The organism is Psychrosphaera sp. 1_MG-2023, assembly GCF_030548245.1.
GTDB classification, from domain to species: Bacteria; Pseudomonadota; Gammaproteobacteria; order Enterobacterales; family Alteromonadaceae; genus Psychrosphaera; species Psychrosphaera algicola.
Window position 1 is genome coordinate 269,470 of record NZ_JAUORW010000003.1, and the last position, 26,084, is coordinate 295,553.

Annotated in this window: 20 protein-coding genes; 11 read left to right on the top strand and 9 right to left on the bottom strand. The window is 38.4% G+C overall.

From position 1 onward, the window contains the following. Nucleotides 1–33 precede the first annotated feature (33 nt). The gene (gene tsf, locus Q4575_RS04100; protein WP_215962707.1) at nt 34–885 is read right to left on the bottom strand and encodes a translation elongation factor Ts; all 852 of its coding nucleotides are present in this window, start codon (nt 883–885) and stop codon (nt 34–36) included. A gap of 129 nt (nt 886–1,014) precedes the next feature. After that, nucleotides 1,015–1,737: a 30S ribosomal protein S2 gene (gene rpsB, locus Q4575_RS04105; protein WP_215962706.1), complete on the bottom strand. Its 723-nt coding sequence runs from the start codon at nt 1,735–1,737 to the stop codon at nt 1,015–1,017. Nucleotides 1,738–2,024: 287 nt separating this feature from the next. Here rpsB and map (Q4575_RS04110) point away from each other — a divergent pair, with 287 nt between their 5' ends. The 3 genes from map (Q4575_RS04110) to dapD all read left to right on the top strand — a co-directional run bounded on the left by map (Q4575_RS04110) (nt 2,025) and on the right by dapD (nt 6,374). After that, complete coding sequence (map, locus tag Q4575_RS04110) at nt 2,025–2,816, top strand: type I methionyl aminopeptidase (RefSeq protein WP_215962705.1); 792 nt, start codon at nt 2,025–2,027, stop codon at nt 2,814–2,816. Nucleotides 2,817–2,884: 68 nt separating this feature from the next. Next, on the top strand, nt 2,885–5,497 hold the full coding sequence (gene glnD, locus Q4575_RS04115) for a [protein-PII] uridylyltransferase (protein WP_303521385.1): 2,613 nt from the start codon (nt 2,885–2,887) through the stop codon (nt 5,495–5,497). A gap of 49 nt (nt 5,498–5,546) precedes the next feature. After that, nucleotides 5,547–6,374: a 2,3,4,5-tetrahydropyridine-2,6-dicarboxylate N-succinyltransferase gene (gene dapD, locus Q4575_RS04120; protein WP_215962734.1), complete on the top strand. Its 828-nt coding sequence runs from the start codon at nt 5,547–5,549 to the stop codon at nt 6,372–6,374. 211 nt (nt 6,375–6,585) lie between these two features. On the opposite strand, the gene Q4575_RS04125 is transcribed toward dapD, so the two are convergent. From Q4575_RS04125 to Q4575_RS04135, 3 genes are all read right to left on the bottom strand, one after another. Beyond that, nucleotides 6,586–7,971, bottom strand: coding sequence for an alkaline phosphatase (locus Q4575_RS04125; protein ID WP_303521387.1), 1,386 nt, complete (start codon nt 7,969–7,971; stop codon nt 6,586–6,588). 113 nt (nt 7,972–8,084) lie between these two features. Beyond that, the gene (locus Q4575_RS04130; RefSeq protein ID WP_303521388.1) at nt 8,085–11,258 is read right to left on the bottom strand and encodes a TonB-dependent receptor; all 3,174 of its coding nucleotides are present in this window, start codon (nt 11,256–11,258) and stop codon (nt 8,085–8,087) included. A 42-nt stretch (nt 11,259–11,300) separates the two neighbouring features. Next, nucleotides 11,301–12,197, bottom strand: coding sequence for a S1/P1 nuclease (locus tag Q4575_RS04135; protein WP_303521389.1), 897 nt, complete (start codon nt 12,195–12,197; stop codon nt 11,301–11,303). Nucleotides 12,198–12,452: 255 nt separating this feature from the next. Between Q4575_RS04135 and Q4575_RS04140 the strand changes: the two genes are divergently transcribed. Continuing rightward, complete coding sequence (locus Q4575_RS04140; RefSeq protein ID WP_303521391.1) at nt 12,453–13,346, top strand: PhnD/SsuA/transferrin family substrate-binding protein; 894 nt, start codon at nt 12,453–12,455, stop codon at nt 13,344–13,346. A gap of 1 nt (nt 13,347) precedes the next feature. Beyond that, complete coding sequence (locus Q4575_RS04145; RefSeq protein WP_303521392.1) at nt 13,348–14,316, top strand: hypothetical protein; 969 nt, start codon at nt 13,348–13,350, stop codon at nt 14,314–14,316. A gap of 1,230 nt (nt 14,317–15,546) precedes the next feature. Here Q4575_RS04145 and map (Q4575_RS04150) read toward each other — a convergent pair. Both map (Q4575_RS04150) and Q4575_RS04155 read right to left on the bottom strand, forming a co-directional pair. Continuing rightward, a complete protein-coding gene (gene map, locus Q4575_RS04150; protein ID WP_303521393.1) occupies nt 15,547–16,323 on the bottom strand; it encodes a type I methionyl aminopeptidase in 777 nt (258 codons plus the stop codon). Beyond that, nucleotides 16,316–16,522 (bottom strand): ParD-like family protein, encoded by a 207-nt coding sequence (locus Q4575_RS04155; protein WP_215962699.1) that lies wholly within the window; start codon nt 16,520–16,522, stop codon nt 16,316–16,318. The genes map (Q4575_RS04150) and Q4575_RS04155 overlap by 8 nt, the downstream gene beginning before the upstream one ends. Before the next feature lie 404 nt (nt 16,523–16,926). Between Q4575_RS04155 and Q4575_RS04160 the strand changes: the two genes are divergently transcribed. The 6 genes from Q4575_RS04160 (at nt 16,927) to Q4575_RS04185 (ending at nt 23,772) form a co-directional block, all read left to right on the top strand. Next, nucleotides 16,927–17,790, top strand: coding sequence for a GyrI-like domain-containing protein (locus Q4575_RS04160; RefSeq protein WP_215962698.1), 864 nt, complete (start codon nt 16,927–16,929; stop codon nt 17,788–17,790). Between the two features lie 53 nt (nt 17,791–17,843). Further along, nucleotides 17,844–19,217: an MATE family efflux transporter gene (locus Q4575_RS04165; protein WP_303521394.1), complete on the top strand. Its 1,374-nt coding sequence runs from the start codon at nt 17,844–17,846 to the stop codon at nt 19,215–19,217. 1,320 nt (nt 19,218–20,537) lie between these two features. After that, nucleotides 20,538–21,410, top strand: coding sequence for a LysR family transcriptional regulator (locus Q4575_RS04170; RefSeq protein ID WP_215962732.1), 873 nt, complete (start codon nt 20,538–20,540; stop codon nt 21,408–21,410). A 299-nt stretch (nt 21,411–21,709) separates the two neighbouring features. Then, nucleotides 21,710–22,627, top strand: a complete 918-nt coding sequence (locus Q4575_RS04175) for a sensor domain-containing diguanylate cyclase (protein WP_303521395.1) — start codon at nt 21,710–21,712, stop codon at nt 22,625–22,627. A 12-nt stretch (nt 22,628–22,639) separates the two neighbouring features. Then, nucleotides 22,640–22,855, top strand: coding sequence for a DUF3820 family protein (locus tag Q4575_RS04180; protein WP_215962695.1), 216 nt, complete (start codon nt 22,640–22,642; stop codon nt 22,853–22,855). A 314-nt stretch (nt 22,856–23,169) separates the two neighbouring features. Next, nucleotides 23,170–23,772 carry a PEP-CTERM sorting domain-containing protein gene (locus Q4575_RS04185; protein WP_303521397.1) on the top strand — a complete coding sequence of 201 codons (603 nt, stop codon included), beginning with the start codon at nt 23,170–23,172 and terminating at the stop codon, nt 23,770–23,772. A 230-nt stretch (nt 23,773–24,002) separates the two neighbouring features. On the opposite strand, the gene Q4575_RS04190 is transcribed toward Q4575_RS04185, so the two are convergent. Then, on the bottom strand, nt 24,003–24,233 hold the full coding sequence (locus Q4575_RS04190; RefSeq protein ID WP_215962693.1) for a hypothetical protein: 231 nt from the start codon (nt 24,231–24,233) through the stop codon (nt 24,003–24,005). Between the two features lie 151 nt (nt 24,234–24,384). Next, nucleotides 24,385–26,079 carry a tetratricopeptide repeat protein gene (locus Q4575_RS04195; RefSeq protein WP_303521398.1) on the bottom strand — a complete coding sequence of 565 codons (1,695 nt, stop codon included), beginning with the start codon at nt 26,077–26,079 and terminating at the stop codon, nt 24,385–24,387. Between the last annotated feature and the right edge of the window lie 5 nt (nt 26,080–26,084).

Here is a 26,084-nt window from a genome sequence, read left to right on the forward strand (position 1 = left end):
GACAACCGCGGTTTTTTCTAAGATAAAGTAGAATTAAGCTTTTTTAGCAGCTTCAATTTGCGCAGCAACTTCTGATGCGAAATCTTCTTCTTTCTTCTCAATGCCTTCACCAACTTCTAAACGAACGAATGAAGAAACAGTAGCGCCTTTCTCTTTAAGAATATCGCCAACAGTTTTCTTAGGTTCCATGATGAATGCTTGGCCAGTAAGAGAAACCTCACCAGTAAACTTCTTCATGCGGCCTAAAACCATCTTTTCAGCGATTTCAGCAGGCTTGCCTTCATTCATTGCGATTTCAATTTGGATCGCTTTTTCTTTCTCAACAACTTCAGCAGGTACGTCAGATGGATTAACAAACTCAGGCTTGCTTGCAGCGACGTGCATAGCAATGTGCTTAAGAGTTTCTGCGTCTGCTTCACCAGCGACAACAACACCAATCTTCTCACCGTGACGGTATTCTGCTAATGCAGCACCTTGGATGTATTGAAGACGACGTACATTGATGTTTTCACCAATTTTAGTCACTAGCGTTACACGAGCTTCTTCAAATTTAGCTTTTAACTCGTCGATAGTCATTGTAGAAGCGATTGCAGCTTCAGCAACTTCGTTAGCAAATGCTAAGAAGCCAGTGTCTTTTGCAACGAAATCTGTTTGACAGTTAACTTCAACAAGAACAGCTGTGCCGTTTGCTTGTTTAATGACAATTGTACCTTCAGCAGCAATGTTACCCGCTTTTTTAGCCGCTTTCGCTTGGCCATTTTTGCGCATATTTTCAATTGCTAGTTCAATATCACCGTTAGTTTCAGTTAACGCTTTTTTACAATCCATCATGCCCGCTGCTGTGCGGTCACGAAGTTCTTTAACTAATGCAGCAGTTACTGCCATGATTCTGTCCTCATGTATTAGTCATCGCTTTTGCGAGCAATGACATCATTTAATCTGGTATCGGGGCCATAGAAACTATGACCCCTTACTATTGTCGTAAATTAAATCGTTAAAAACGATTTATGACAATTATTCAGCTTCTACGAAATCTTCAGCTTGAACTTCTAAGTTGTTTGAGCGACCTTCTTTGATGGCGCCAGCAACTGCTGAAGTGTATAACTGAATTGCACGGATAGCGTCGTCGTTACCTGGAACAACAAAATCGATGTTGTCTGGGTTAGAGTTAGTATCAACTACTGCAACAACAGGAATACCTAGGTTATTTGCTTCAGCGATAGCAATGTGCTCGTTGTCTGCGTCGATGATGAAGATCACATCTGGCAAACCGCCCATGTTTTTAATTCCGCCTAAGCTTTTTTCTAGCTTTTCCATTTCGCGTGTACGCATCAAAGCTTCTTTTTTAGTAAGCTTTTCAAACGTTCCGTCTTCAGATTGCGCTTCCAAGTCTTTTAAACGCTTGATAGATTGACGAACTGTTTTCCAGTTAGTCAACATACCACCTAACCAACGGTGGTTAACGTAGTATTGGTCGCTAAGAGTAGCCGCTTCCTTGATAGCTTCGCTCGCTGCACGCTTTGTACCAACAAACAAGATCTTACCTTTACGAGCAGAAACAGACTTGATGAAGTCTAATGCATCGTTGAACATAGGAACTGTGTTTTCTAAGTTGATGATATGAACTTTGTTACGAGCGCCAAAAATGAAAGGTTTCATTTTAGGGTTCCAGTAACGAGTTTGGTGACCGAAGTGTACGCCAGCTTGTAGCATGTCACGCATTGATACGTTTGCCATTTTAATTTTCCTCTGTATGGGGTTAGGCCTCCATATATCCCATTCCAATCCGACCTCACCGTTTTTCAACGTTTTGGCACCCCGGAGAATGTGTCGATATATGTGTGTTATTTAAAATTAATGTTAGTTTTACTTACTTATCCAAAAATGATTTAAGTAAATACTCAAAAAACCTTTGTAAAAATAAGGCGCGCTTTATACCATACCCGAGTAATCAAACACAACAATTACCGTTAAATATTGTATATTTTTTAACATCTAGGTTGTGAAAATAATAAGAGGATTTTATGGCTGCAATAATTAAAACACCTGAACTAATAGAGAAAATGCGAGTTGCAGGCCGTTTAGCTGCCGAAGTATTGGAAATGATCGGTGAACATGTAAAAGTTGGCGTTACAACGGATGAGCTCAATACCATTTGCCACAATTATATTGTTGACGTGCAGGGTTGTATCCCTGCACCATTAAATTATGGTCACCCTCCGTTCCCTAAAAGTATCTGTACATCAATAAACCATGTTATTTGTCATGGCATACCGGATGACAAGCCACTAAAAGATGGCGACAGTGTCAATATTGACGTAACTGTAATTAAGGATGGTGTGCATGGCGATACGTCAAAAATGTTTTTTGTCGGAAAAGAAAACATCATGGCGAAACGATTAGCGATTGTTACCCAAGAATGCCTTTATAAAGCCATTGAGTTAGTTAAACCAGGTTGTCGTTTAGGCGATATCGGTGAGGTCATTCAAAACCATGCAGAGAAACATTCATATTCGGTAGTCCGCGATTTTTGTGGTCACGGCATTGGCGAAGGATTCCATGAAGAGCCTCAAGTAGTGCACTACGGCCGGGCTGGAACAGGCGAAGAACTTAAGGCTGGCATGTGTTTTACTATAGAGCCAATGATTAATGCCGGAACACACAAGTTAAAAGTGCTTAAAGATCAATGGACGGCAGTCACAAAAGATAGAAAATTATCGGCACAATGGGAACATACATTACTTGTGACTGAAAATGGCGTTGAAGTTCTCACATTGAGAAATGATGAAGACTTCCCTCGGATCATTACACACTAAGTAGTTTTACCATGACTAGACTATAACCCCGGCGGCGCAAGCCGCTTTCGATCCTAAAAGGCGAAAACGTGAATATACAGATCCCGAATGAATTACTGTCACCATTACCAGTGCCGTTTCAACTGCTTGAGTATAAAACTCGCCTGAAGGAGTTCGGTGATTGGAGTCGTGAGAATTTTGGGTTAATGACGGTTCGTAGATTAGTTAACGCACGTTCTGACTTTGTTGATTTTATCCTACTTAATGTGTGGCAACTTAGTGACCTTCATATCGAGGAAGACATCAGTTTACTTGCTGTTGGTGGTTATGGTCGTGGTGAGTTACACCCAGAGTCAGATATAGATTTATTATTATTAAGCAAAAAAGCAATCAAGCCCGCTGTACAAGAAAAAATAAGTTTATTTTTAACGACACTTTGGGACCTAAAATTTGATGTTGGTCATGCGGTAAGAACCATAAAAGAAGCAATAGATATTGGCAAAGACGATATAACAATTGCAACCAACTTAATGGAACGTCGTTTAATTTGCGGCAACAACCATAACTTCGAGGAACTTGAAGTTGAATTAAATAAATCAAAATTTCTATCTAGCCAAGACTTTTATATTAAAAAACGTGATGAACAAGAAGAGCGTCATGCACGCTATCACTCAACGTCGTACAACCTTGAACCGAATCTAAAAGCCAATCCTGGTTGTTTGCGAGACCTGCAAACTATCTCTTGGGTTGCAAAAAAGCACTACAATACTCAAAGTGTCGCCGAACTTGTCGGTCATGACTATTTGTTACAAGACGAATATCAAGAAATGCAGGAGTGCCAAGACTACTTGTGGCAAATGCGCTTTGCTCTGCATATCGTTGCTAAACGCAGTGAAAATCGACTCTTGTTTGATTACCAACCGCAAGTTGCTGAGTTAATGGGTTTTGGTGACGACGGCAAACCATCCGTCGAACGCATGATGAAACGCTTCTTTCGTGTTGCGCGCCGCGTAACTGAGTTAAATTCAATGTTGTTACAACGATTCAACTCTTCAATTTTAGGTGTTACTAGAGATGTCATTGTCCTTGATGATGACTTTGCGATTCATGGACGTTCCTTGTTAGTACGCCACGAAGACGTATTTTTCTATCGAGCTAACATTTTTAAGATGTTTATTCATATCGCAGAAAACCCACAGGTAGAAAAACTGCACTCAGCCACAATTCGCTTGTTCCGACGCGTTCGCCGGCGTTTGATGGGGGATTTGCAAGACTTAGAAAAATGCCGAAATGCGTTTATGGAATTTTTACGACACCCTAACTCTATGGGCCATGCATTTACGTTAATGCTCAAACACAGCGTATTAGCCTACTATATGCCTAATTGGCGACATATTGTTGGCCAAATGCAATTCGATTTATTCCACGCTTATACCGTTGATGAACATACACATAGATTAGTCAAAAACCTGTATCGTTTTTCACAGCCGCAATATAACAATGAGTTTCCGTTGTGTAGTGCAATCTTCAAACGGTTAGATAAGCCAGAATTACTATATATCGCCGGTATTTTCCACGATATTGGTAAAGGCCGCGGCGGTGATCATAGTGAACTAGGAGCTATCGACGCGACCCACTTTGGTGACCTACACAAATTGCCAAAATCAGACACAAGACTAGTTTCCTGGTTAGTGGACAATCACTTACTGATGTCGGTAACCGCCCAAAAAAATGACATCTATGACCCAGACGTCATTTCCGATTTTGCAAAAAAAGTAAAAGACGAAACCCGTTTAAATCACCTTTATTGTTTAACTGTAGCCGACGTACGTGCTACGAATACAAACTTGTGGAATGACTGGAAAAACTCACTGTTAGCCGATCTTTATTTGTCAACTCAACGGGCGCTACGTCAAGGTTTAGAAAACGCTAAAGACATGCGTGAAACCGCCAAAGATCATAAAGAACAAGCGTTAACCCTATTGGCCGACAAAGGTATTATGGAAGAGCAAGTCCATCATATTTGGAAGCAATTTCGAACTTTGTATTTCTCTCGACATGCCCCTAGAAATATAGCCTGGCATACCGAGCATCTTTTAAATCATAAAAATCGCAGTAAACAGCCTTTAGTGCTAGTTAGTGAAGGGCCCATAAGAGGCGGAACTCAGATTTTTGTCTATGCTAAAGACCGTGCCGGTGTTTTCAGTAATATCGTAAGTGCGTTTGATACTAAAAACGTCAACATCGCCGATGCGCACGTTATGAATACAAAAGATGGGTATTTGCTAGATACGTTTATCGTTTTAGATCAAGACGATGCAGTTATTGATTCTGAATTTCGTCGCGATGAAATAAAACATTTATTGATTAAAATCATCAGTGGCGAAGTTTGTGCAACAACAATCAATAAGCGTGTCCCACGACAAATTAAGCAATTTCAGATTAAAGTCGGTGTTCGTTTTATGGATGCTAAAAGTAACTATCGCGATATGTTGGAAATTACGGCTTTGGATACGCCGGGATTACTTGCAAAAATTGCAACTGTATTTAAAGACAATCAAATTATGGTGTATTCAGCAAAGATCAGCACAATCGGTGAACGCGCTGAAGACATCTTTAAAATTTCAACTGCAGACAATAAGAAGTTGAATGAAGAACAACAATTAGCGCTATCAGAAGCGTTAAAAGACGCATTATCTTAATAAATTAACGTTCTAGAAAAGTAGGAATAACATGACTGAACAAACCAACATTGCCCAATTACAAACGTTGATCGAAGAGGCATTCGAAAATCGCGACAATATCACGCCAACTTCTGTTACAGCAGAAGTTAAGTCGGCAGTGGAAGAAGCGATTGAATTATTGGACAAAGGTGCAGCCCGAGTTGCAGAAAAAATCTCCGGGGAATGGGTTGTACATCAGTGGCTTAAAAAAGCCGTTTTGTTGTCATTCCGCATTTGCGATAATGAAGTTATGGATGGTGGCGAGACGCTATTTTACGATAAAGTTGACAGTAAATTTGCCTCTTATACAGAAGAGCAATTTAAACAAGGTGGTATGCGTGTCGTTCCTCCTGCAGCAGCCCGTAAAGGTGCCTTTATTGGTAAAAATGTTGTATTGATGCCTTCATTCACAAATATTGGTGCGTTTGTCGATGATGGTACTATGGTCGATACATGGGCAACTGTGGGGTCTTGTGCTCAAATTGGTAAGAACGTTCATCTTTCAGGTGGCGTTGGCATTGGTGGCGTTTTAGAACCACTTCAAGCTAATCCTACAATTATCGAAGACAATTGTTTTATCGGTGCACGTTCAGAAGTCGTTGAAGGCGTTGTAATTGAAGAAGGCGCAGTGCTATCAATGGGTGTTTATATTAGCCAATCAACTCGTATATATGACCGCGAAACAGGCGAAATTACATACGGCAGAGTCCCTGCTGGTTCTGTTGTGGTCCCAGGCTCATTACCATCAAAAGACGGCACACACTCTTTATACGCAGCTATCATAGTTAAAAAGGTAGATGCTCAAACACGTGCAAAAGTCGGCGTTAACGCCCTTTTACGTAGTATTGACGAATAATCCAAGGGCCTAGTTGCATTGCTGAAATGAGAATCGACTCAATAATCTCGATAGGTTCAATGCTTTAGGAACATGGTGAAAATATAGAAACACATCGTTTCTTTATTGTCTTACAAATAAAAATCCAGCGCAGTGCGCTGGATTTTTTATTGCCTATTAAGGCTCAATAAAAGCCAAGCAAACAAACTACGAATAAGTTAGATGCGAGCTATTATTTTTTCGGTAATAGACTAAAGAGCTTTTTGGCGATGTCGGTATTGTCTTGAAATCCGACAAACATGTCTTTATGAGGTCCAAACGCAAAAACCTGAACATCTTCTCCAGTATGGCCGCCGGTTGTCCAACCTGTGCCAGTCTTTTTAGCTGTCAGTTTAGAAATAGCATTTGAAAGTGCGTATTGTTTTTCAGACTCAGACGCTTTAACAAGTTTCTCCAACTCGTCTTTTTCTAACGGTAAATCGATGTATTTTTCCCAAACATCTTTAACACTTTGCCCTTCTTTTACCAAACTAGCAAAGTGACCCGATGAAATTTTAATTTTGTGAACAAGCTCGGCTTGCCAAACATACTTTCCGTCTCGACCCAATGTAAGTCCACCTGTTGAGTGATCTGCAGTTACAACGACCGTGGTATTTCCGTTTTGTTTAGCAAAATCCACCGCAAGTTTTAACGTGGCTTCAAAGTCGGTCATCTCTGCCATCGCACAGGCAATGTCATTCCCATGAGAACACCAGTCGACCTGACTACCTTCTAACATTAAGAAAAAGCCCTTAGGCGCATTCTCTACTAATCTAAGTGCCGCTTTTGACATTGCAGTTAGGCGATTTGGCTGCTCTGAATCAATCGCGAATGGCATACCTTCTTCAGAAAAAAGACCAAGTACCGGTAATTTTTTCAAAGAATCTAAATCCGACATTGAATCAATATACTGAAAGCCTTGTTGCTTAAACTCTTTTACAAGTTTACGACTTTCACGGTCAAAATATTTAGTACCGCCGCCTAACATGACGTCGGTAACTATCGTGTCATTTAGTACGCTGTTTGAAGTTGAACTAATGTATTGATCAGCGATTTCATCGTATTTTTTTCTGTGATCGATATGAGCGATAAAGCTGGCTGGCGTCGCGTGGTTTATCTGTGCAGTGGCGACAACACCGGTTGCCATTCCTAATTGCTTTGCGCGCTCTAATAACGTTAATTGTGACTGTTGATCTGGAGTGACTCCTATCGCACCGTTATAAGATTTAAAACCCGTTGCAAGAGCTGTAGCACCTGCTGCCGAGTCTGTAACAAGTGTATCATCAGCTGGGTATGTGCTCGCCATACCAACTAAGTGCTTGTCAAATTCTGTGCTTGGTATTTTACTCTTATCACCGCGAACTTTGCCCTGCGCATTTGCTTTGTAATATCGATACGCCGTTGTATGCGGGCTACCCATACCGTCACCTATTAAATAAATAATATTGTGCGGTTTATCCGCCGACGTTACTGGCGTATTTGCTGCGTTAACGCTTGTTGAATTCGCTAATAATATACATAAAAAACCTCCAATCCGTGCGTAAACATTTTTATTATTACGTGAACCAAAATACAACATGGTAAAAATTCCTTTAAGATTAATACAGAAAAGCGGCTCTACTATGAGCCGCTTTAATTACTAAGTTTCTAATTTATGAATTGCTGATGCAAATCATATTGTCACTAAACTAATTAGAAACGATATTTAATACCGACTTTAACTAACCATGCAGAATCTTCAACAACGATTTGGTCAAAATTGTCAGTTTCTCTACCATAGAAAGGTTCATCGTAAACATAACGACCTTGGTCATCCAAATCATAATCAACGATGCCCTGATTTTGGTATTGTTTATTCAATACTAAACCACTGTCTTCATCGAATAAGTTAAGTAAGTTCTTAACATCGAAGTAGATTGAACCTTTATGACCTTTCATGAAGCCAGGAACTTCCTGTTCAACATGTAAGTCCATTCGAGTTCTCCAAGGTGTACGGCCAACGTTCTTAGGAACGTAACCGCCGGCGTAACCTGAAAGTCCACTTTTTTCAACAAGTTCAGCAAAGTCTTCGTAGCTTATACCGTCAAAAATAACGTTAGGATCATCAGCACCTGTTGGAATATAAGGTAAGTAATAACCATCACTGTAGAATGAGCTTTGGTCACCTAAGTCACCATCTCTAAATGCACCCATTGTGTACGAGTAAGGTGAGCCTGATTTACGTTCAAAGAACAAGTTGAACTTAGTATCGTAGCCTGCAAAAAACTCAGTTGTATAACCTAAGTTTAAGACAAAACGATGTTCAATTTCATAATCAGAAGTTGCAATATGCGGTACGTTTCTGCTTACAGCTGGAACATAACGGAAGTTAGATTTAGCAGTAGAGCTTGCGCCTGCATTACCTTCAGTGATGTCTTGATTAGTGTAAGACATGTTTAACGTTACACCGTTATCCCATGCTTTAAATAGGCTAGTAGTGAAAATGTCACTAGTACCATTTTTATCTGCATTGGTTAACATTAAGTCATAACGGTTAGTACGTTCGCCAGTCAAATAATCAATTGGTTCATAAATGATACGGCCGCCATCAGCAGTTGTGCCAATTTCTTTACGAGTTAAATCTACCCAATGAACGTCATTTTCTTTTTCAACATGGATAAACTCAGCACTTGCAACAAAACCTTCGCCAACAGCAGGTATATCAAACGTGTGTTCAATTGAGATGCTAGTACGCAAATCAGAAGGCATTTCAAAGTCTGGGTCAGTTACGTTCACGTTACCGTCACCAGCAACTAAACTGTTTTGGACATCTGTAGGTACTTGTTTAATATCTACATTAGATAAGAAAAGTGAATCATCGATGCTACCGTCGTTGAACGTAGTGTATGTTACACCGTCATTACTATAGGCATTTGAAATCCAAACATTTGGACGACCACCCGAGAAACGACCGATACCACCACGTACAACAGTATCGAAATCAACATCCCAAACAAATGAGATACGAGGTAATATGATACTTAAACCGTCTAGACTTACGTCATTACGGATACCCATTGAGCTATAACGGTTATCAAAGTTTTCATTATAAGCAGGCTTATCGTCGTTATGAATAGTTTCATAACGTAGACCAGCTGTAACTTCAAAGTCTGACGTAATCGCCCAAGCATCTTCTATAAATAAAGAGGTGCTACCGAAATTGAATTTTGCAGCAGCGTCTTCAGAGTCGTTACTGTACGCATTTGAATAGAAAAATTCAGCGGCTTCTTTGTTACGGAAATCCTCAATACTGTCGAATTCCCAACGACCTAATGAATCTGGAGCAAACAAGTTGCGAACGTCAATTGATTCATGTTCGATACCGAAACCAATAACGTGATCACCCATTAAATATTCACCAGCAAAACGCAAACTTAACGTTTGGTTATCTAGTTCATTACCGTGTCTATATTGGTCTGAACCAAAGGCAATATTCCCTGCTGGACGGCCGCGACTATCTAGTCCCGTAGCAACAGTGATATCACCAAATGCCTTACTTGATGAAGCTTGAATTGTTTCTACGTTCTTGAACGCAATTTTAAATTCAGTTGATAGGTCCATTGTCCAGTCTGAATATAAATGTACGCTTAAGTTATCCAGTGTTTCTTCTTTATTGTACCAATGTGAGCTTAAACGTAACTCACTGCCACTTGAAGATTGGTTACGAATACTGTTACCCGTAGTGTGTTGGTAAGTTGCAGAAACACGATGATCTTCGTTGATATTCCAATCTAATTTTAAAAGGAACTTTTCATCTTCTTCTGTTGGAGCAACTTCCCAGTTTCCGGCATCTACGCCATATACATCTTTTGCAATTTGCACAACTTCGTTATAACTCGCAACAGTTGCATCTGTTGAATTAGGCGCTGAAGAACCGTCTGGTCCGTATTCGATTGGTGCCGTTGCGTCGTACTTCTCATACGAGGTAAAGAAGAACAATTTGTCTTTGATGATTGGTCCACCAACAGTGAAACCCCAAACGTCTTCGCTAAATTCAGGCGTGATATCACGTTCTTCATCAGAAAACGGGTCTTTAACATCACCTGCTAACGCATCACTTTTCTTTTCAATAAAAATTGAACCGTGAAATTCATTTGTACCAGACTTAGTTACTGCATTGACCTGACCACCAGAGAAACCAGAGTTTGTCACTGAGAAAGGCGTAACATTTACAGAAACTTGCTCAACCGCATCGATAGAGATCGGTGAACGTTGAGTTGGGTAACCGTTACCATTAAGGCCAAAGTCATCATTTTGACGAACGCCATCAACACTAAAGCTATTATACTTAGGGTTTGAACCAGCAATTGACATTTGCGACTCAGAACCAGCACCAATATTAACTAATGGGTTCAAACGTAAAACTTCTTTTAAATCACGGTCAACAGAAGGTGTTGATTCAATTTCACGCAACCCAAAACTTGCACCACCACCGCGGTTATCACTCACAATACGAGCGCCTGTAACCGTAATAGTTTCCATTTCTTCTAGATTCAAAACAGGGCTTAAACGTAACGTTTTGCCAACTTGCAAATAAACATCGCTAATTTCAGAATCTTTGTATTCATCAGAATCAATAACGATTTTGTATGGACCACCAACGCGTAAACCTTTGGCATTAAAGTTACCTGCTTCGTTTACTTTTAACGTAGTAACACGACCGGTAGGTTCATGTAGGATCGTAATAACTGCGTCAGTTACGAGACTACCATTGTTACCTGTTACCACACCACGTATAGCAGACGACGTTTCGTCAGCCATAACTGGTGCAACATTTAGGGCCGCTGCGACGGCCAGTCCAAGAGCACTGCGTTTAATCAGCTTCATTTTTCAGTTCCTAGTAAGTGTTGTTTAACTTCAAAGTTGTGATTATTGGATTTTTGTTACTGCATTTTTGCCAGGCTCTGAGGCCGGGTCAAAAATTAGGTTCAGCATGCCAGCCAAACGAATACCCGCTTTTAACAATTGCGTTTTAACAATTGGCATATTTTGATATTGGTATTCATAACCAAAGTCGCCATCGCCAATGTTGTAAACAATTTGACTAAATTCATATGATTCCGTGATCCAGTCTTGTACACCAGAGTTTAAATACTTGCTGATGACTGCTTGATCATTTGTTTCTATAAAGTCCGCAAACTCTCTATAAGAGAGATTTTGTGATTCAACTAATGCCGTATCCCACAAAGAGTGTAAATTAGTTTCCTTACCAAAATATTTCACTTTTATACGATTGCCACCGCGGTCTTCGCTACGACCAACATGCAAAGGCATATGCAGATCACCGATTAAGTGAGTCAAAAAGCGAAGGTTAAATTCTTTGTCGGCTTGAGAAGAGGATTTGTCTTTTAATACTGTGATATTTTTAAGGATTGCGGAGTAGATATCTTTTGGTGTTTCTTGGAATGGGAAGTTGTATTTTTCAGGTTTAAAGTCGGTAAGCTTGTTAATACTGATATAGTGCCATTTTGAAGATTGATACTTCCAAAACTCGTCTGGGTTTGATCGCATCTCATCTGCCCAAGTTGTGACTTCTGGTAATCGGTCACCTGACAATAAGGCGAGAACCTTCTCTAGTGCAACCGGTGTCAAATGATTCAAAGCAATTTGACCAACGATACGATGACCATTTTGCCCCCATGCATTCACCTTTGGTATATAAGTCGTCATAACTAATACCAATGCAATAAAGACTGCAGTGCCTAAACTTACTTTCGTTTTATTCAAAAGCTGTATTGGCAAAGTTGATTTTAAATTAGCAAACACAATAATTCCTTAATTGGCCTAAATTTTTAAACATTTTGGCAACATTAGTAAATACAACAACTTACCAACACCAAAAATTCATGCCGTCACTTTACCGTTACAGGATTAAGTAAAAAGGCGTTAACACAATTCATAATCCCCTTGTAATAAAACTTTAAAATCATAATGTTACAGTGCTAAAATAAACTTACTTATTACTAAAAGTAATTTTACCGGTCGATAAATAAACATGTATTTACCAATGAAAAAATTATTATGAACAAATCACAGCATAGAGCTCAAACCAGTTGGTATGTGACAGTTTTGTGTCTATTTTCGATGTTCACTTGGTGGATATCTGGCAAAACTAATGGCAATTTACCCACGTCAATACCTAATTTAATTGTTGAAACAAAAAAATGTCTGACGTCAAGCACACATAATAAAGAACAGTTTTTTATTTTTAGTGGCGGCAAAGAAGCTGCGAGTATGCTAAATGATGTTGCATGCAACAACAAAGTCATCAACAAACAGTTTGGCAGCGTTAAATCTTTTTGGCATATCAATGATAGCCATACGTTGCAAATCATTGGGAAAGGGATTGCCGATCTTGCCTTAGTAAAAGAAAACATCATGAGTGCCCTCAAGTCTGAAGAAACTCATGGGTATACAAAAATTGCAAGTTACCCTAAATATCAAGCCTATCTAATCGCCCGAAAAGAACGTCCAGTTTTGACCAAAAACTACTTCTTAGACAAACGAATTGCCCTTCTGAATTACCCAACCAGTCGCAGTGGCCATATCATTCCAGTTCAAATATTTACCGAACTTGGTTTATCACTCGAAAAGTTAGACATCGTATATGCACGCAGCCATAAAGAAATGCGAACTTTGTTATATTCTGGTGATGTAGATATTATTTCGTCGTATTGGCAAGCTGAAGATGAAGCTTTATTTTCAACAAATTACCGAGTACCAATATCCAGCCCAGTTAGTGGTTCTTCTTGGTACATCAAACTGACAAATCGAAATGATGACTTATTATGTGCTAGTCAATCTATGCTATTGCAATTATCCACTGGCCAGTCTCAAAACTATTATAAAAGTCTCAATCTAATCCCTTTTGCCCACTGTAATATGGCAAAAACGATTCCGGAGTTAAATCAATAACATGGCGAATATTTCCAGGTTCACCTTAGATTTTGGTGCGATAAAACACATATTTTTAACTCGACGCTTTTATTTATGGTTCATACCAACGCTATTTGTGCTTCAAGGTGCTTACACAATAGGTTACGTTCAATCTGAGCAAGTCGATGTTATAAATGCTGAAAACCAAATAAAGCAACGTATCGCAATGGATTTAACTCATAACTTTGATGTTTTGCCTATATATATAGAAGATGGCACTGAAGGGGGCCGATACTTAGCCAAATTAAATAAGATCCTAATCGACAAACACTATCCTATTAGAGTTGTTGGTGTTGAGGTTTCAGCCACTGCTGCGGATCCCGAACTAAGACAATACAACCTTGTTTTAACTGGCATTAATAACGACACCTATATAATAGTAGTGCATCCTCCGATAAGTTTATTTTCTTTTATCAGTTTATGGCCATTTTTTATTGCCATATTTATTGCCTCTATCTACATATTTTATAGTGAAAAAACACTTAAAAATGTTGCCGAAGAACGTTTCATTGACATCGATCCCTGCAGGTTAAAAATAGACTTACATCAAAAAGTGCTAGTAAATCCGGTAACAGGTATACAAGTTGCCTTAGCTAATAAGCCACTCTGTTTTTACGCGTCGCTTGTCGAATACTGTTTAAAGTATCCGGAGAAATCACTAAACCCAAACAAAGATCTCCCGGATGAATTTAGCCAGCTGTGTCGTAAATATTTTTCTCGTCTTATCGAGCTAGGCCACACAATTCGAAAACGCCCAAATTTTGCCTCAAATCTTGAAAAAACACTGAGTGAAATACGCGCAGCACTCGACGAGTTATATGGCGATGACATTAAAACAAAGGACTATGTTTACCCTAAAAAAGCCGTCGGTGAGGGTTCTCGTTCGAAAGCACATAACTTTGCATTAACTGAAATTAATCAAGAAGTCGTTAAAGTACTCGGTAGTTAGTCATACCAAAAGTAGAAACCGAATAACAGCACGTTATATAAAGATAACTAATGTGTAACCACTAATCTACATTTAACTACTATGACAATTTCTGTCCTAAATCTTATCTGTAACTTATAAACAGGGGTATGAGATTTTCTATTGTTCCCCCTTTTAAATGAATCAATGAGACAAGAAGAAGATAACAATAATTAGATTGCTAGACACACCAAATTAAATAACCCATTACATGAAATAAATACGCCGGCTATCCCCTTTTCCCTAATACGGTGTTTATTCTGACAAAAATAATTAAAATCGAGATTTTTCGCGCAAACTTGTTTTATGGTTAATTAGCTGATTTGACAAACACATGGGTCGTGTGGAAATGAACAAGAAGTCATTAAATGCAGATATCACTATGCCGCTAGAATGACTACACAATAATGTTATATTTGAGATTTAGCGCTGACTAACGTATTCACATTACTTTTATTAGAGCAAATACCATATATTCGTAACTGAATAGTTAGTAAACCGATGGATTGCTTTAATTACTAATTAATGTATTCAAATAAGATTGTCTTGCTTAGATTGCGATAGGGACCTGTTATTTTTAGTCAACAAGTGAAATAAATTAATTTAATGCGTTAGTTTATAACGCTAGTGAATAGAGCAAAGAGTCTATACTCTATTTGTAAGTTCTTAACCCTCCTCAGGTTTAGTTCTTACCCTGTTGATTGTAGTTCGCCAAATTTGGTAACTAATTTTAAGGCCACTTTATTTGAAGTGGCCTCTTTTTTACCCAAATAAATGAATATAATTCACCTGTTGGATTAAATTAACGAGTTCGACAATAGAGTTTAGACTCTATATTCTAATCACAAGTTCTTAACCCTCCTCAGGTTTAGATCTTACCCTGTTGATTGTAGTTCGCCGAATTTGGTAACTAATTTTAAGGCCACTTTATTTGAAGTGGCCTCTTTTTTTATCCCTTTATTCTAATAATTAACTAAACACTTCATAGCTAAGCATCCAATTAGTAGTATCTAAGCACGAAACCAATTTGCTATTGATATAAGTCTACACATTAACAATGTTTATCAAATTGGACTGTGACAAGCATAGCTGTTTGTGATTTGTGATTTGTGATTTGTGATTTGAACAAAGATATTGAGTCAACCACCGAAGTTCATACCTTTAAGCAATAAGCAGCATTAGATTTGAGCAGCTAACGGCATAGGTTATCCATTATAATAGTATTTCATCTTCACGAAGGGTTAGCACTTCATAACCTGTTTGCGTAACTAAAATCGTATGCTCCCACTGAGCAGAAAGTTTTTTATCACGCGTGACTACTGTCCAACCGTCTTTTTTAGTTTTTATTTTCTTTGAACCTTGATTGATCATTGGCTCTATAGTGAAAGTCATTCCTGCTTCTAAAACAAAACCTGAATGAGGTTTGCCATAATGGAGAACTTGCGGCTCTTCGTGCATCTCTTTACCAATGCCATGGCCGCAATATTCTCTTACAATACTGTAACCCGCAGATTCGGCATGCTTTTGAATGGCATGACCAATATCACCCAGCGTAGCTTTAGGTTTTACGACCTTAATACCTTCCCACATTGCTTCGTAAGTGGTTTTAACTAATCGTTTCGCTTCAGCGCTTGTTGCACTGAAAGTATACATTTTGCTTGAATCGCTGATATAACCATTTTTTTCTAAGGTGATATCAATATTTAAAATATCTTTGGCTTTTAAAATATGCCTATCATTAGGTACGCCATGGCATACCACATCATTTAACGAAGAGTTGAGTGAATACTGATAACCATATTGCCCTTTACTTGCAGGCCGGGCCTTTAATTCATTAACAATGTAACTTTCAACTTTGGAGTCAATATCTAACGTTGTTATACCTTCACAAATAAAGTCGTCGAGCATTGCAAATACTTTAGATAGAAGCCTACCAGACTCTCTCATAAAGTTAATTTCAGTTTCCGTTTTTATCACTGTTTTATTCATGCAATAACCCTTCAATAGCAAGGTTTTCTTTAAGCAATTGACTTTTAATGATTTCATGAAAGGTAAGTGTTGGATTTAGCTCTGCAAGCATACCCATTTTTATCCAAAATTCAGCTTGTGAGTTGATTGATCTAGACATGACGTTGCTAGACTTTCTAATTTCATCATGTAACTGATCAGATATTTTAACTATTCCCATTATACGTTCCGTATACAAATTGTATTCGAATCATATACTCCATAAAAATAAGTGTCAATTTACTTGTTTCATATTTGATTCGTTAAGACAACTATTGAAAATAATGTCAATTTGGCTGATAGGTTCGGCATCTATAACAATCAGTTACTTACGCCTTCATCTGACTTAAAGACATGGTCATTTGGCTCACCTAGATCACTGGGAAAACTATTAATTAGGGGAAAAACCAAAAACGGATTAACGGCTTACCCACTTTAGTTAATTATTTTGTTTTACTGATTAGCAATCTCAGTCAATATTTTTTTTACGGCAACATGTAAAATCTGCTTAAGATTAATAAAACTGTACAACGCATAAAATTCAATACTGAAAAATGAGTAAAACACTGGGATAAGTTTAGTCAAATGAATAACTATGAACAAAACCTCTTTAGAGTATGTGATTACATTAATCAGAATCTAGATGATGACTTAACATTAGACAGGTTAAGCACGGTTTCGGGGTTTTCTAAATTTCACTTTCATCGTGTTTTTTCGGCATATACCGGGCTTAGTGTAATTAAGTTTATTCAGATGTCACGATTAAAGCGAGCGTCTTTTAGGTTGGTATTTAAAGCTGACATTAAAATTATCGATATTGCTTTTGAGGCTGGATTTGAAAGTGCCGAAGCGTTTTCAAGAGCCTTTAAACGTGAGTTTGGACAAAGTCCGTCTGAGTTTAGAAAGTCCCCAAAGTGGCTTAACTGGCACGATAAAACGGATACATTGACCCTACAGTTAATTGATAAAACGGAACATAAAATGGATGTGAAAGTCGTTTATTTTGAAGAGCAAAAAATAGCTGCATTGGCGCATTATGGTGACCCTAAACTCCACTATCAAACATCAATGAAGTTTATTGCTTGGCGCAAAGCAAGCAAGTTATCACCAATTAAAACCAGTAATACTTACGGCATTCCTTACTCTGATCCTAATGTAGTAAAAGCAGAAGATTTTCATTTTGATCTCTGCGGCTCGGTAAAAGCAGACATTCCAGAAAACGAATACGGTGTAGTAAATAAAATTATTCCAGCAGGACGTTGCGCCGTTGTTCGTGATATTGGGCATCGCGATGACTTAAAAAAAGGGGTTTATTATTTATATCAACAATGGTTACCAACGAGTGGTGAACAATGCAGAGATTTTCCCGTGTTTTTCCATTATGTAAATTTTGTCCACGACGTGCCCGAACATGAAGTGATCACTGATATTTATCTACCAATTAAATAGTTTTTACTTACGAGCCTTTTTCTTACGAGACTTATACTATTAGGACTTAAATAATGCCCCATTCTAAAAACATGTTTCTTGTCGGTTCGTTACCGTCTGTATTTATGAAAACCGCCGCACCTATAATTTTAATGATGTTGGTCAATGGTTCGTTCTCATTAGTTGATGCTTACTTTCTAGGTGAATATGTTGGAGCACATGCACTTGCAGCCGTTACCTCAGTATTTCCTGCTTTTATGTTACTGGTGGCTTTATCAAGCTGGGTGTCTGCGGGCTTTTCAAGTGTGATGGCAAGGCTGTTGGGCGCCAATAAAACGGACCAAGCTATATCGGCCTATAGCCAAGCAATGACACTATCAATGTTTGTTAGCATGGTGCTGATTTTACTGTTTTTAGGCGGCGGTGAACAATTGGTGTTGTTTGTTAATAATGGTTCAGCGAGCTTATCTAGCATGAGTTACAATTATTTATCTTTAATGATATTTTTCTCACCATTGCTATTTATTCTCACTATCAATAGCGACAGCTTACGTTGTGAAGGACAAATGTCTTTTATGGCAGTTGTGCCTTTGTTATCGGTATTCTTTAATATTATATTTAACTACATTTTTATTGCGATGCTTGGCTGGGGCGTAGTTGGTTCTGTTTACGGTACTTTGTTAGCGCAAACCTTATCACTGTTTGCTGTGTACTTATTTCGCCGTTACAGTAAAACCGCGTTAAAGGTGTCTATTGTGCGCTTTACTGCGAACCGTAAGTTATGGGCCGACTTTTTGGCATTAGGCGCGCCAACGAGTTTGTCTTATGTTGGTGTCGCGCTTTCTTCTGCCTTTATTTTATATAACTTACAAATTTGGAGTAATGAAAACTACAGCATGGTTGTGGCAGCTTATGGCATTATCACCCGAATTATGACGTTTATTTTTCTGCCATTGTTAGGCTTGAGCATGGCGTTTCAAACCATTTTAGGTAATAACATAGGGGCAAAAGAATGGCTAAGATCAAACAGTGCAATTAAAATCGCCATCTTCATCGCTTTTATTTATTGTGCATTTTGCCAATTATTTGTATGGCTACTTAAAAACCAGTTAGGTGGCGTGTTTGTTAGCGATATAAGTGTAACTGCAGAAGTCGCACGTATTATACCTATTATGTCATCAGCCTTGTTTTTATTAGGTCCGTTGATGATGATTGGAGTTGTGTTCCAAGCGATGGGAGATGCAAAAAGAGCAGCTATTTTACGCCTGGCAAAAGTATACGTTTTTACCCTGCCGTTGATTTTTATTCTGCCACTCTTGTTTGCCGAAAAAGGCATTTGGTTAGCTGGCCCAAGTGCGGAATTCTTGGCATTGTTGCTGACGGTAACCGTTTTATATCAACGTCGCCAAAAATCAGGTAATCCGTTTGGTTTGTTTTTTAAGGAATAATAAAAGTGCTATTCGATTGGCCCGTTGATTTTGAGTTAAAAATATAAACAGCTAATTTTCTGAGGTGCAATAGCGATGTAAAATGACTTATTTTAAAAGTTCAATTTGCAAACGCTACCTCTGCAAGCACTATTAGGATAGATTGCTAGGACATCGTGAATACAATTATTAGTTGTTGCTAAGCATAAGAGTGGTTCTGCTTATCGTTATTTTAAACGCTTTGACAAACACTAATTGACTCCCAATGGTATTGCCTGATGGGCACTCAAACTAATGTTAAACATTTGGTAACTGTTGCGTAGTTCAATTTTAACCAAAAATTGATGACGTTTGCTTTGGTACAAAAACACCTTAATTTCAAGAGTTAGATTCTAAATCTCATAGATAATAATTATTTAAGTATCGAGTTAAATTAACGCGTTCGACACTAAAGTTAAGACTCTATAGTCTAACCACAAGTTCTTAACCCTCCTCAGGTTCTGATCTTACTCTGTTGATTGTAGTTCGCCATATTTGGTAACTAATTTTAAGGCCACTCTTTTGAAGTGGCCTCTTTTTTAATATCACACATGAAAAAACATTAACCATCTGGTTAAATTAACGCGTTCGACACTAGAGTTAAGACTCTATATTCTAATCACAAGTTCTTAACCCTCCTCAGGTTTAGATCTTACCCTGTTGATTGTAGTTCGCCATATTTGGTAACTAATTTTAAGGCCGCTCTTTTGAAGTGGCCTCTTTTTTTGCCTTCCCTGCTTACTTATTCCCTTATTTCATGTTGCCCGCGGGCGCTATTCGTTAATTCCAAAGCATCTACCAATTAAAATAAAGATAAAATTGTCGAAAATATCGTTGTTTTGTTATTTATTTACACTTTTGTAGAAATATTTCAAAATACCGCTTTACAATTAGAGTAAAGAGTCTATACTCTAATACATAAGTTCATGCCTCCTCGGGTTTGTTCTTACCCTGTTGATTGTAGTTAACCTTATTTGGTAACTAATTTTAAGGCTCCTTTTTTAGGGAGCCTATTTTTTTGCCTAAAATTTACCAAATCAAAGATCCTATATCCTCACTCTCAGCAATTCCCTTTGCTACTAATCACAACTCTCTCATTAAGATTGTCTGGCAGTGCATCCCTCTTTTGGACATATACATAACTTAAATTAATTTAATACTCACCAAACTGGTGCAAATATCACGTCCGATGATTACCTATAATATATTTCCCTTTAAATTCAAACACCTAAAGTTTGGCCTAGGCCTTGCTATCTTATAACTAAAGTATACTTGAAAATTATTTAAGGACGTCCTATGTCTATTCAAACCCCAATTCGTGGTTTGCGCTCGTTCTGTATTGCAGCCCGATGTTTAAGTTTTAAACATGCAGCAAAGCAATTGCACATAACACCTTCAGCGGTCAGTCATCAAATCCGATTGTTAGAAGAGCAGTTGTCTAAACAGCTTTTTAAACGACAAACTCGAGCAATTGAATTGACTCGTGATGGTATAAATTTTTATCAAGCTATTGCACCTGTTATAGAGCAGCTTGAAAGTACAATTGAAAAATTTAGTGAAGAAACAGAAAACTCGGTAATTAGTATTTCATTACCCGAATTTTTTGCGAACGAACTATTTGTTCCAAAATTAAGTCATTGGTCAGATCAAAATCCAAATATTAATTTGCAACTTGAAACGGTAAAGTCTCGTTCTGAAAACAAAAAAGAAACGGACCTATCCATAGTACTTGCGGCATCAAAACCAACAGACGCACTTACATATGAGCTATTTCCCGTAAGTTATATGCCTGCATGTAGCCCAGCGCTTTACCAAAAATTAAAGCCATTAGGCAAACAAGCGTTATACGAAGCGCCACTAATATTACATCAATCTCGCCCTTGGTCGTGGCATCAATGGGCCAGTGAAAACGACGTTGATGATTTCGATCCTAAACGAATTGTCCAAGTTGACAGTATGTTTTCAGTAGCACGTGCAGCTCAACAGGGCCTAGGCATAGCATTAGTACCGTTACCGATTAGCCAAAGTTGGTTTGATGAAGGGGTCATTATGCCTCTTTTTGAAAAGCAACTTCATACTCGAGACCGCTATTACTTAATCCAACATGATTGGCATGCGTCAAGAGATGAGCTCGATGTATTTGTTCAATGGATGCTAACGTCTTTTGCAAAATAAGTAGAAAAGACAACAAACATAATCATTGCCAACCGAATATGCGGCCTGGCAATGATTATATGTTATTCCTCCCACCTCCCACTTAAACTAGACTCAAAACTGATCCAAAGCTCATTTCAAAGACGCATATCAACACCTTCCTCAAACAGTAAATTCAAATAGACCAAACGCTTTATCGCTGGAAAAAGGCTCAAATGTCTTTATGTTTGATAAACACGACTTAGGAACTGTATTTTTAATATAGACATATAGCTATATGCCCACTAGACTCAAATTTACGTCCACCAACCTGTTTTATAATGGATAAAAAGAACTCAACCGTTTCCGAATTAATGTCACAAGCGCTGCATAACAGTAAAGACATTGTTGCGCTATTGGATAGTAAAAATAGATACATCTATTGCAACGCAGCTTTTGCTGGCTTTGTTGATGCGCCAATTGAAGATATAATCGGACAAACTTTTTCTACTCTAGTACGCAGTTGTTTTACTAGAGAAAGAGGGATACTAATCGAAACCGACAATATCGATGAATGGTTAGCGGCGGCAGAATCCAAGCAAAGGTCAGATAACTTTAGAACGTTTGAAGTTGATTTGTATGATGGCCGATGGATTAAGGTGTCTGAATTTATTGTTGAGGACTGTCTTTTTTTACATGGGACCGACATAACTTCGAACAAATCGCTGCAATTTGAGTTAGAACATACCCAGGAACAGCTCCGTATGGCTGCTTCGACAGATTTTCTAACCGGTATTTACAATCGTCGGCAATTCAGCGAATTGGCTGAGACTGAAATAGACAGAAGTACAAGGTACGGTACACCACTGACACTGTTAATTTTTGACCTAGATTTGTTCAAAGAAATAAACGACAAGTACGGGCATGCAGCTGGTGATGAAGTACTAAAAGAATTTGTTGAAAGGATCAAAACGTGTTTACGCCCCTATGATGTATTTGCCAGAATAGGCGGGGAAGAGTTTGCCTTGTTGTTACCAAACACCGACGCTACCAATGCAAAAGGAGTTGCCAATCGTTGTTTGAAAGTAATCAACGGGCAAGTTCTGAGCTGTAACGGGCACAATATCAATTTAACGACCTCTATCGGGGTTTCTAAAACAATTCATGAAACGAGTACTTTAGATTCATTGTTGGTGAGTGCTGACCAAAACCTATATAAGGCAAAAAAAATGGGCCGAAATCAAGTAGTGGCGCCTTAACAAGTGGACAATATGTTAGACAAAAAAGCCCTCATAGAGGCGATTAATACAGAAATGCCTTTTGGTAAATATGCGGGTCGAAAGCTGATCCATCTACCTGAACCCTATTTAGTTTGGTTTCATAAACAAGGCTTCCCAAACTCTAATTTAGGGAAACAACTTGCCCTATTGTATGAAATTAAACTGAATGGACTAGAGGGCATGTTAAAACCCCTAATTAGAGGATAATTGTTGAAGTACATTAAAATATGACTGATTTTTCCGTTGCATCAGGGGCCCTTTAATCATATTAAAATGAATGATAAAAAGCGGAAACTGTATTGCCGAGTAAAATAAACTCAGTCAAATATCCCGTAATCTTTAAAGTAATCACGCCATGTTCACCTGTCCATATCTTTTACAACATTGATATTATACCCATTTGAAAAAAATCTATGACATTGATGCATATACAGTTTCCATCTATGGAACATTCTTTGCTCTGTTAACTTAAATTGATAAAACTAGCCAAATGGTTCGTTATTATAAAGGTGGATCTAAAGATGAAAATTAATAAAATTGGTCACTTATTTAGAATTTTTGCACTTGTATCTGGACTGGGTTTTATGCACAACGCCTATGCTGGCTTAATAATACCGGATAGTGCAACTGTCGAATCTGGCACTGCTTGGAATACCGGTGGTGGTGTTGGACAGCTTGTTGATGGCTATACAACGGCAGGTTCACGCTGGTTTGGCTTTCGTCCCCTATCTGGAAATCAAGATGACAGAGTACGCTTAACACTAGATGACAACTACGACCTTAGCTCAGTAAGTATCTGGAATAATGGTGGCGGTATTGATGGAGATAGTGAAGGTCTTAAAGATTTTCAACTCACCTTCTTGGATGAAAACCTATTTAGTCTCAATAGCTATTCTGGCAGTTTGTTAGACTTACAAAGCATTCAAACGCAGGCAATAAGTGCGACAAATGTTTCCTTTATAGACCTTACGTTTAAAACGAGTCATGGTGCAAACTACGCTATAATAGCAGAAATTCAATTTGAAGGCGTTACCACAGCCGACGTACCAGAACCTCCCACACTGGCGATTTTTGCATTAGGCTTGATAGGATTAGCGTCACGTAAACTAAGAAAGTCACAATAAAAACTTACTTGCACTGGAAAACATCAATATGAAAGATTGATGATTTCCAGTTTAAATTTATAAATTAGTGAAGCAAAATTTAGGTATTTTGTTGCGTTAACCAAACCGACAAAATTTTATTGAACACAAAAACTGCGGTTAGTTTAGAACTCTTTCACTTCCATTCATGCAGCAAACGAAGCGCTCTGTTTCTACAAATTCTACAAACAAAAATTTAAACCCTATAATTTTCAGACTAAATTTAGCGATTCCAACTCTTTATTGAGTTTTTCCATTCGGCGCTTGATCCCACTTTGTTTAAGCGCTTTGGTACGTTTATCAATACGCTCCGCCGTTTTTAGCCAGTCGAATATCTGTTTTCTTGAGACACCAAATTCGTCTGATACATCGCCAATTAATCTGTTCTCATAACGAACTGCGCTCATTATCTTAATTCGGATCTCTTCATTAAATAGACTCATTTCATCCACCTATTCCTATTGGACACAGTGAAATAATGGAATAAACGTACCAAAAATTAACCCATTGAATTCAATACAAAAACAACTTCAACATTATCTAATACTAAGTTACATTCACCAATATTGAACACGCCCTGCACTGAAACTGACTTTACTCCAACAGATGTCCTAGCCTTTTTTGTGCGAGTGCGCTGCCGAGCTTGGCAGCTCGTTCGTAATATTCAAATGCTTTATCAATGTCCTGTATACAACCCCAGCCATTTTCCAAACACTTGCCGTAAAAGTACAACCCGTACGTATCATCCTGAATCGCCGCCTGTTTATACCAATGTGCAGAGCTTGTAAGATCCTGAGGTAGCCAAGTGGATTCGATATAATAATGACCTAATAGAACCTGTGACGTTGGATCGCCCCCGTGAGCAGCATCGCTTAGCAAATCTAGGCCTGAAGGGAAGTCACCGTTTTTAAAATAATACTGGGCCAGCATTCTTTTTGCCGGGAGAAAGTTTAAATTCGATGCCTGCGTTAGCCAATAGACTTGTTCATTAAGTCGCAACTGCCTTGTTTTCTTATCAAGTAGCGCCGTATCGTCGGTTCTGTAGGCTAAAGCAAAATTCATCGCGGCGGGCGTCAAAGCCAGATCAGAATTGGTCTTCATCAACTCCCAATATTGACTCGAAATAGGTAAATCTAAATATTCCATAAACGACGGCGCTGAATAAAACTTATACGCTTTATAACTGGTATTTTTACAGGTGTTCGCTGGGAACAACTCTCTGTGATAGATCGCTTCAAGCTCTGTGATACTAAATTCTTCAGTCGCTACGACTAAGTTTTTCCCTAACGTTTTGTGATTATACGTTTGGCATAATAAAACTTGCTGAGACGGGTGGATTTGATATTCGTCATATAGTTGTAGCCAATGGGCAATTTCATGTCTTAATACTGCTACGTTATCTTGACTGTCGATAAACATGAGACCACCACGTGTATTAGCGTCCCCTTTATCAACAACGACTAATAAGTGGCTTGAGAAGCGCTTAGCGTTATCCTTAGTGGACAACGCCTTATACACTAATGACAATTTTGGTAAATCACAATCAATTCGCCCAACTTCATCTTCTTCACAAAAGCTCGATATTGAATGAGCGACATACACATTTGGAAAACAAACAGATTGGCGCGCCCTATTCTCTTGCTGATATTCCGCGAGCAATTCTTGGGTCGAAGCCAACAGTGACTTATTTGCAACTAGCACGTCAGCGGAAATCTCACATTGAGAAACCGTATTGTATCTGCGCCTATTATCAATATTGCTCAATATTGGTACTGATACATCAACTTTAGAATTAAGTAAGTCATTGTCGGTAGAAAGGGCAAATTCGGTTTGAACCTGCATTTGATTAACCTGTTTCAATTTAACTGCTGTTAGTTTTGGCCAGTCAGCGAGATGTTGTTTGTAATATTTGTCAGCTTGTTGCCAATTTTTTTCCAATATATGCAATTTCAGCAGTTCGAATCGAGCATCTATGCTGCCCAATACACTTGCATGATTTAGCCAAAGTAGTGACTCAGAGATATTATTTTGTTTGTGGGCGAGTTCGAACAACTGAAATGCAGCGCGAGCTACGCCAAAATTTGCAGCTCGTTTTAAATACTGAATGTCACGATTGTTTTGAAATACCGTGTAGTTTGCCTGAGGGTGTCCAAATTCAGCGGCAACATACGGATACGATTGAGATTCATCAAAATGGGACCAGACTATAACTGGAGTAAAAATGATCCCATCACTTTTTGACAAAAAAAGGTAAGTAACAAACACCAAACATTTTAATAACGGTTGCATGATTG

Coding starts and splice junctions, on each gene's coding strand:
- tsf (WP_215962707.1), bottom strand. CDS start 885: ATGGCAGTAACTGCTGCATTAGTTAAAGAACTTCGTGACCGCACAGCA.
- rpsB (WP_215962706.1), bottom strand. CDS start 1,737: ATGGCAAACGTATCAATGCGTGACATGCTACAAGCTGGCGTACACTTC.
- map (WP_215962705.1), top strand. CDS start 2,025: ATGGCTGCAATAATTAAAACACCTGAACTAATAGAGAAAATGCGAGTT.
- Q4575_RS04125 (WP_303521387.1), bottom strand. CDS start 7,971: ATGTTGTATTTTGGTTCACGTAATAATAAAAATGTTTACGCACGGATT.
- Q4575_RS04130 (WP_303521388.1), bottom strand. CDS start 11,258: ATGAAGCTGATTAAACGCAGTGCTCTTGGACTGGCCGTCGCAGCGGCC.
- Q4575_RS04140 (WP_303521391.1), top strand. CDS start 12,453: ATGAACAAATCACAGCATAGAGCTCAAACCAGTTGGTATGTGACAGTT.
- Q4575_RS04145 (WP_303521392.1), top strand. CDS start 13,348: ATGGCGAATATTTCCAGGTTCACCTTAGATTTTGGTGCGATAAAACAC.
- map (WP_303521393.1), bottom strand. CDS start 16,323: ATGAATAAAACAGTGATAAAAACGGAAACTGAAATTAACTTTATGAGA.
- Q4575_RS04155 (WP_215962699.1), bottom strand. CDS start 16,522: ATGGGAATAGTTAAAATATCTGATCAGTTACATGATGAAATTAGAAAG.
- Q4575_RS04160 (WP_215962698.1), top strand. CDS start 16,927: ATGAATAACTATGAACAAAACCTCTTTAGAGTATGTGATTACATTAAT.
- Q4575_RS04165 (WP_303521394.1), top strand. CDS start 17,844: ATGCCCCATTCTAAAAACATGTTTCTTGTCGGTTCGTTACCGTCTGTA.
- Q4575_RS04175 (WP_303521395.1), top strand. CDS start 21,710: ATGGATAAAAAGAACTCAACCGTTTCCGAATTAATGTCACAAGCGCTG.
- Q4575_RS04180 (WP_215962695.1), top strand. CDS start 22,640: ATGTTAGACAAAAAAGCCCTCATAGAGGCGATTAATACAGAAATGCCT.
- Q4575_RS04185 (WP_303521397.1), top strand. CDS start 23,170: ATGAAAATTAATAAAATTGGTCACTTATTTAGAATTTTTGCACTTGTA.
- Q4575_RS04190 (WP_215962693.1), bottom strand. CDS start 24,233: ATGAGTCTATTTAATGAAGAGATCCGAATTAAGATAATGAGCGCAGTT.
- Q4575_RS04195 (WP_303521398.1), bottom strand. CDS start 26,079: ATGCAACCGTTATTAAAATGTTTGGTGTTTGTTACTTACCTTTTTTTG.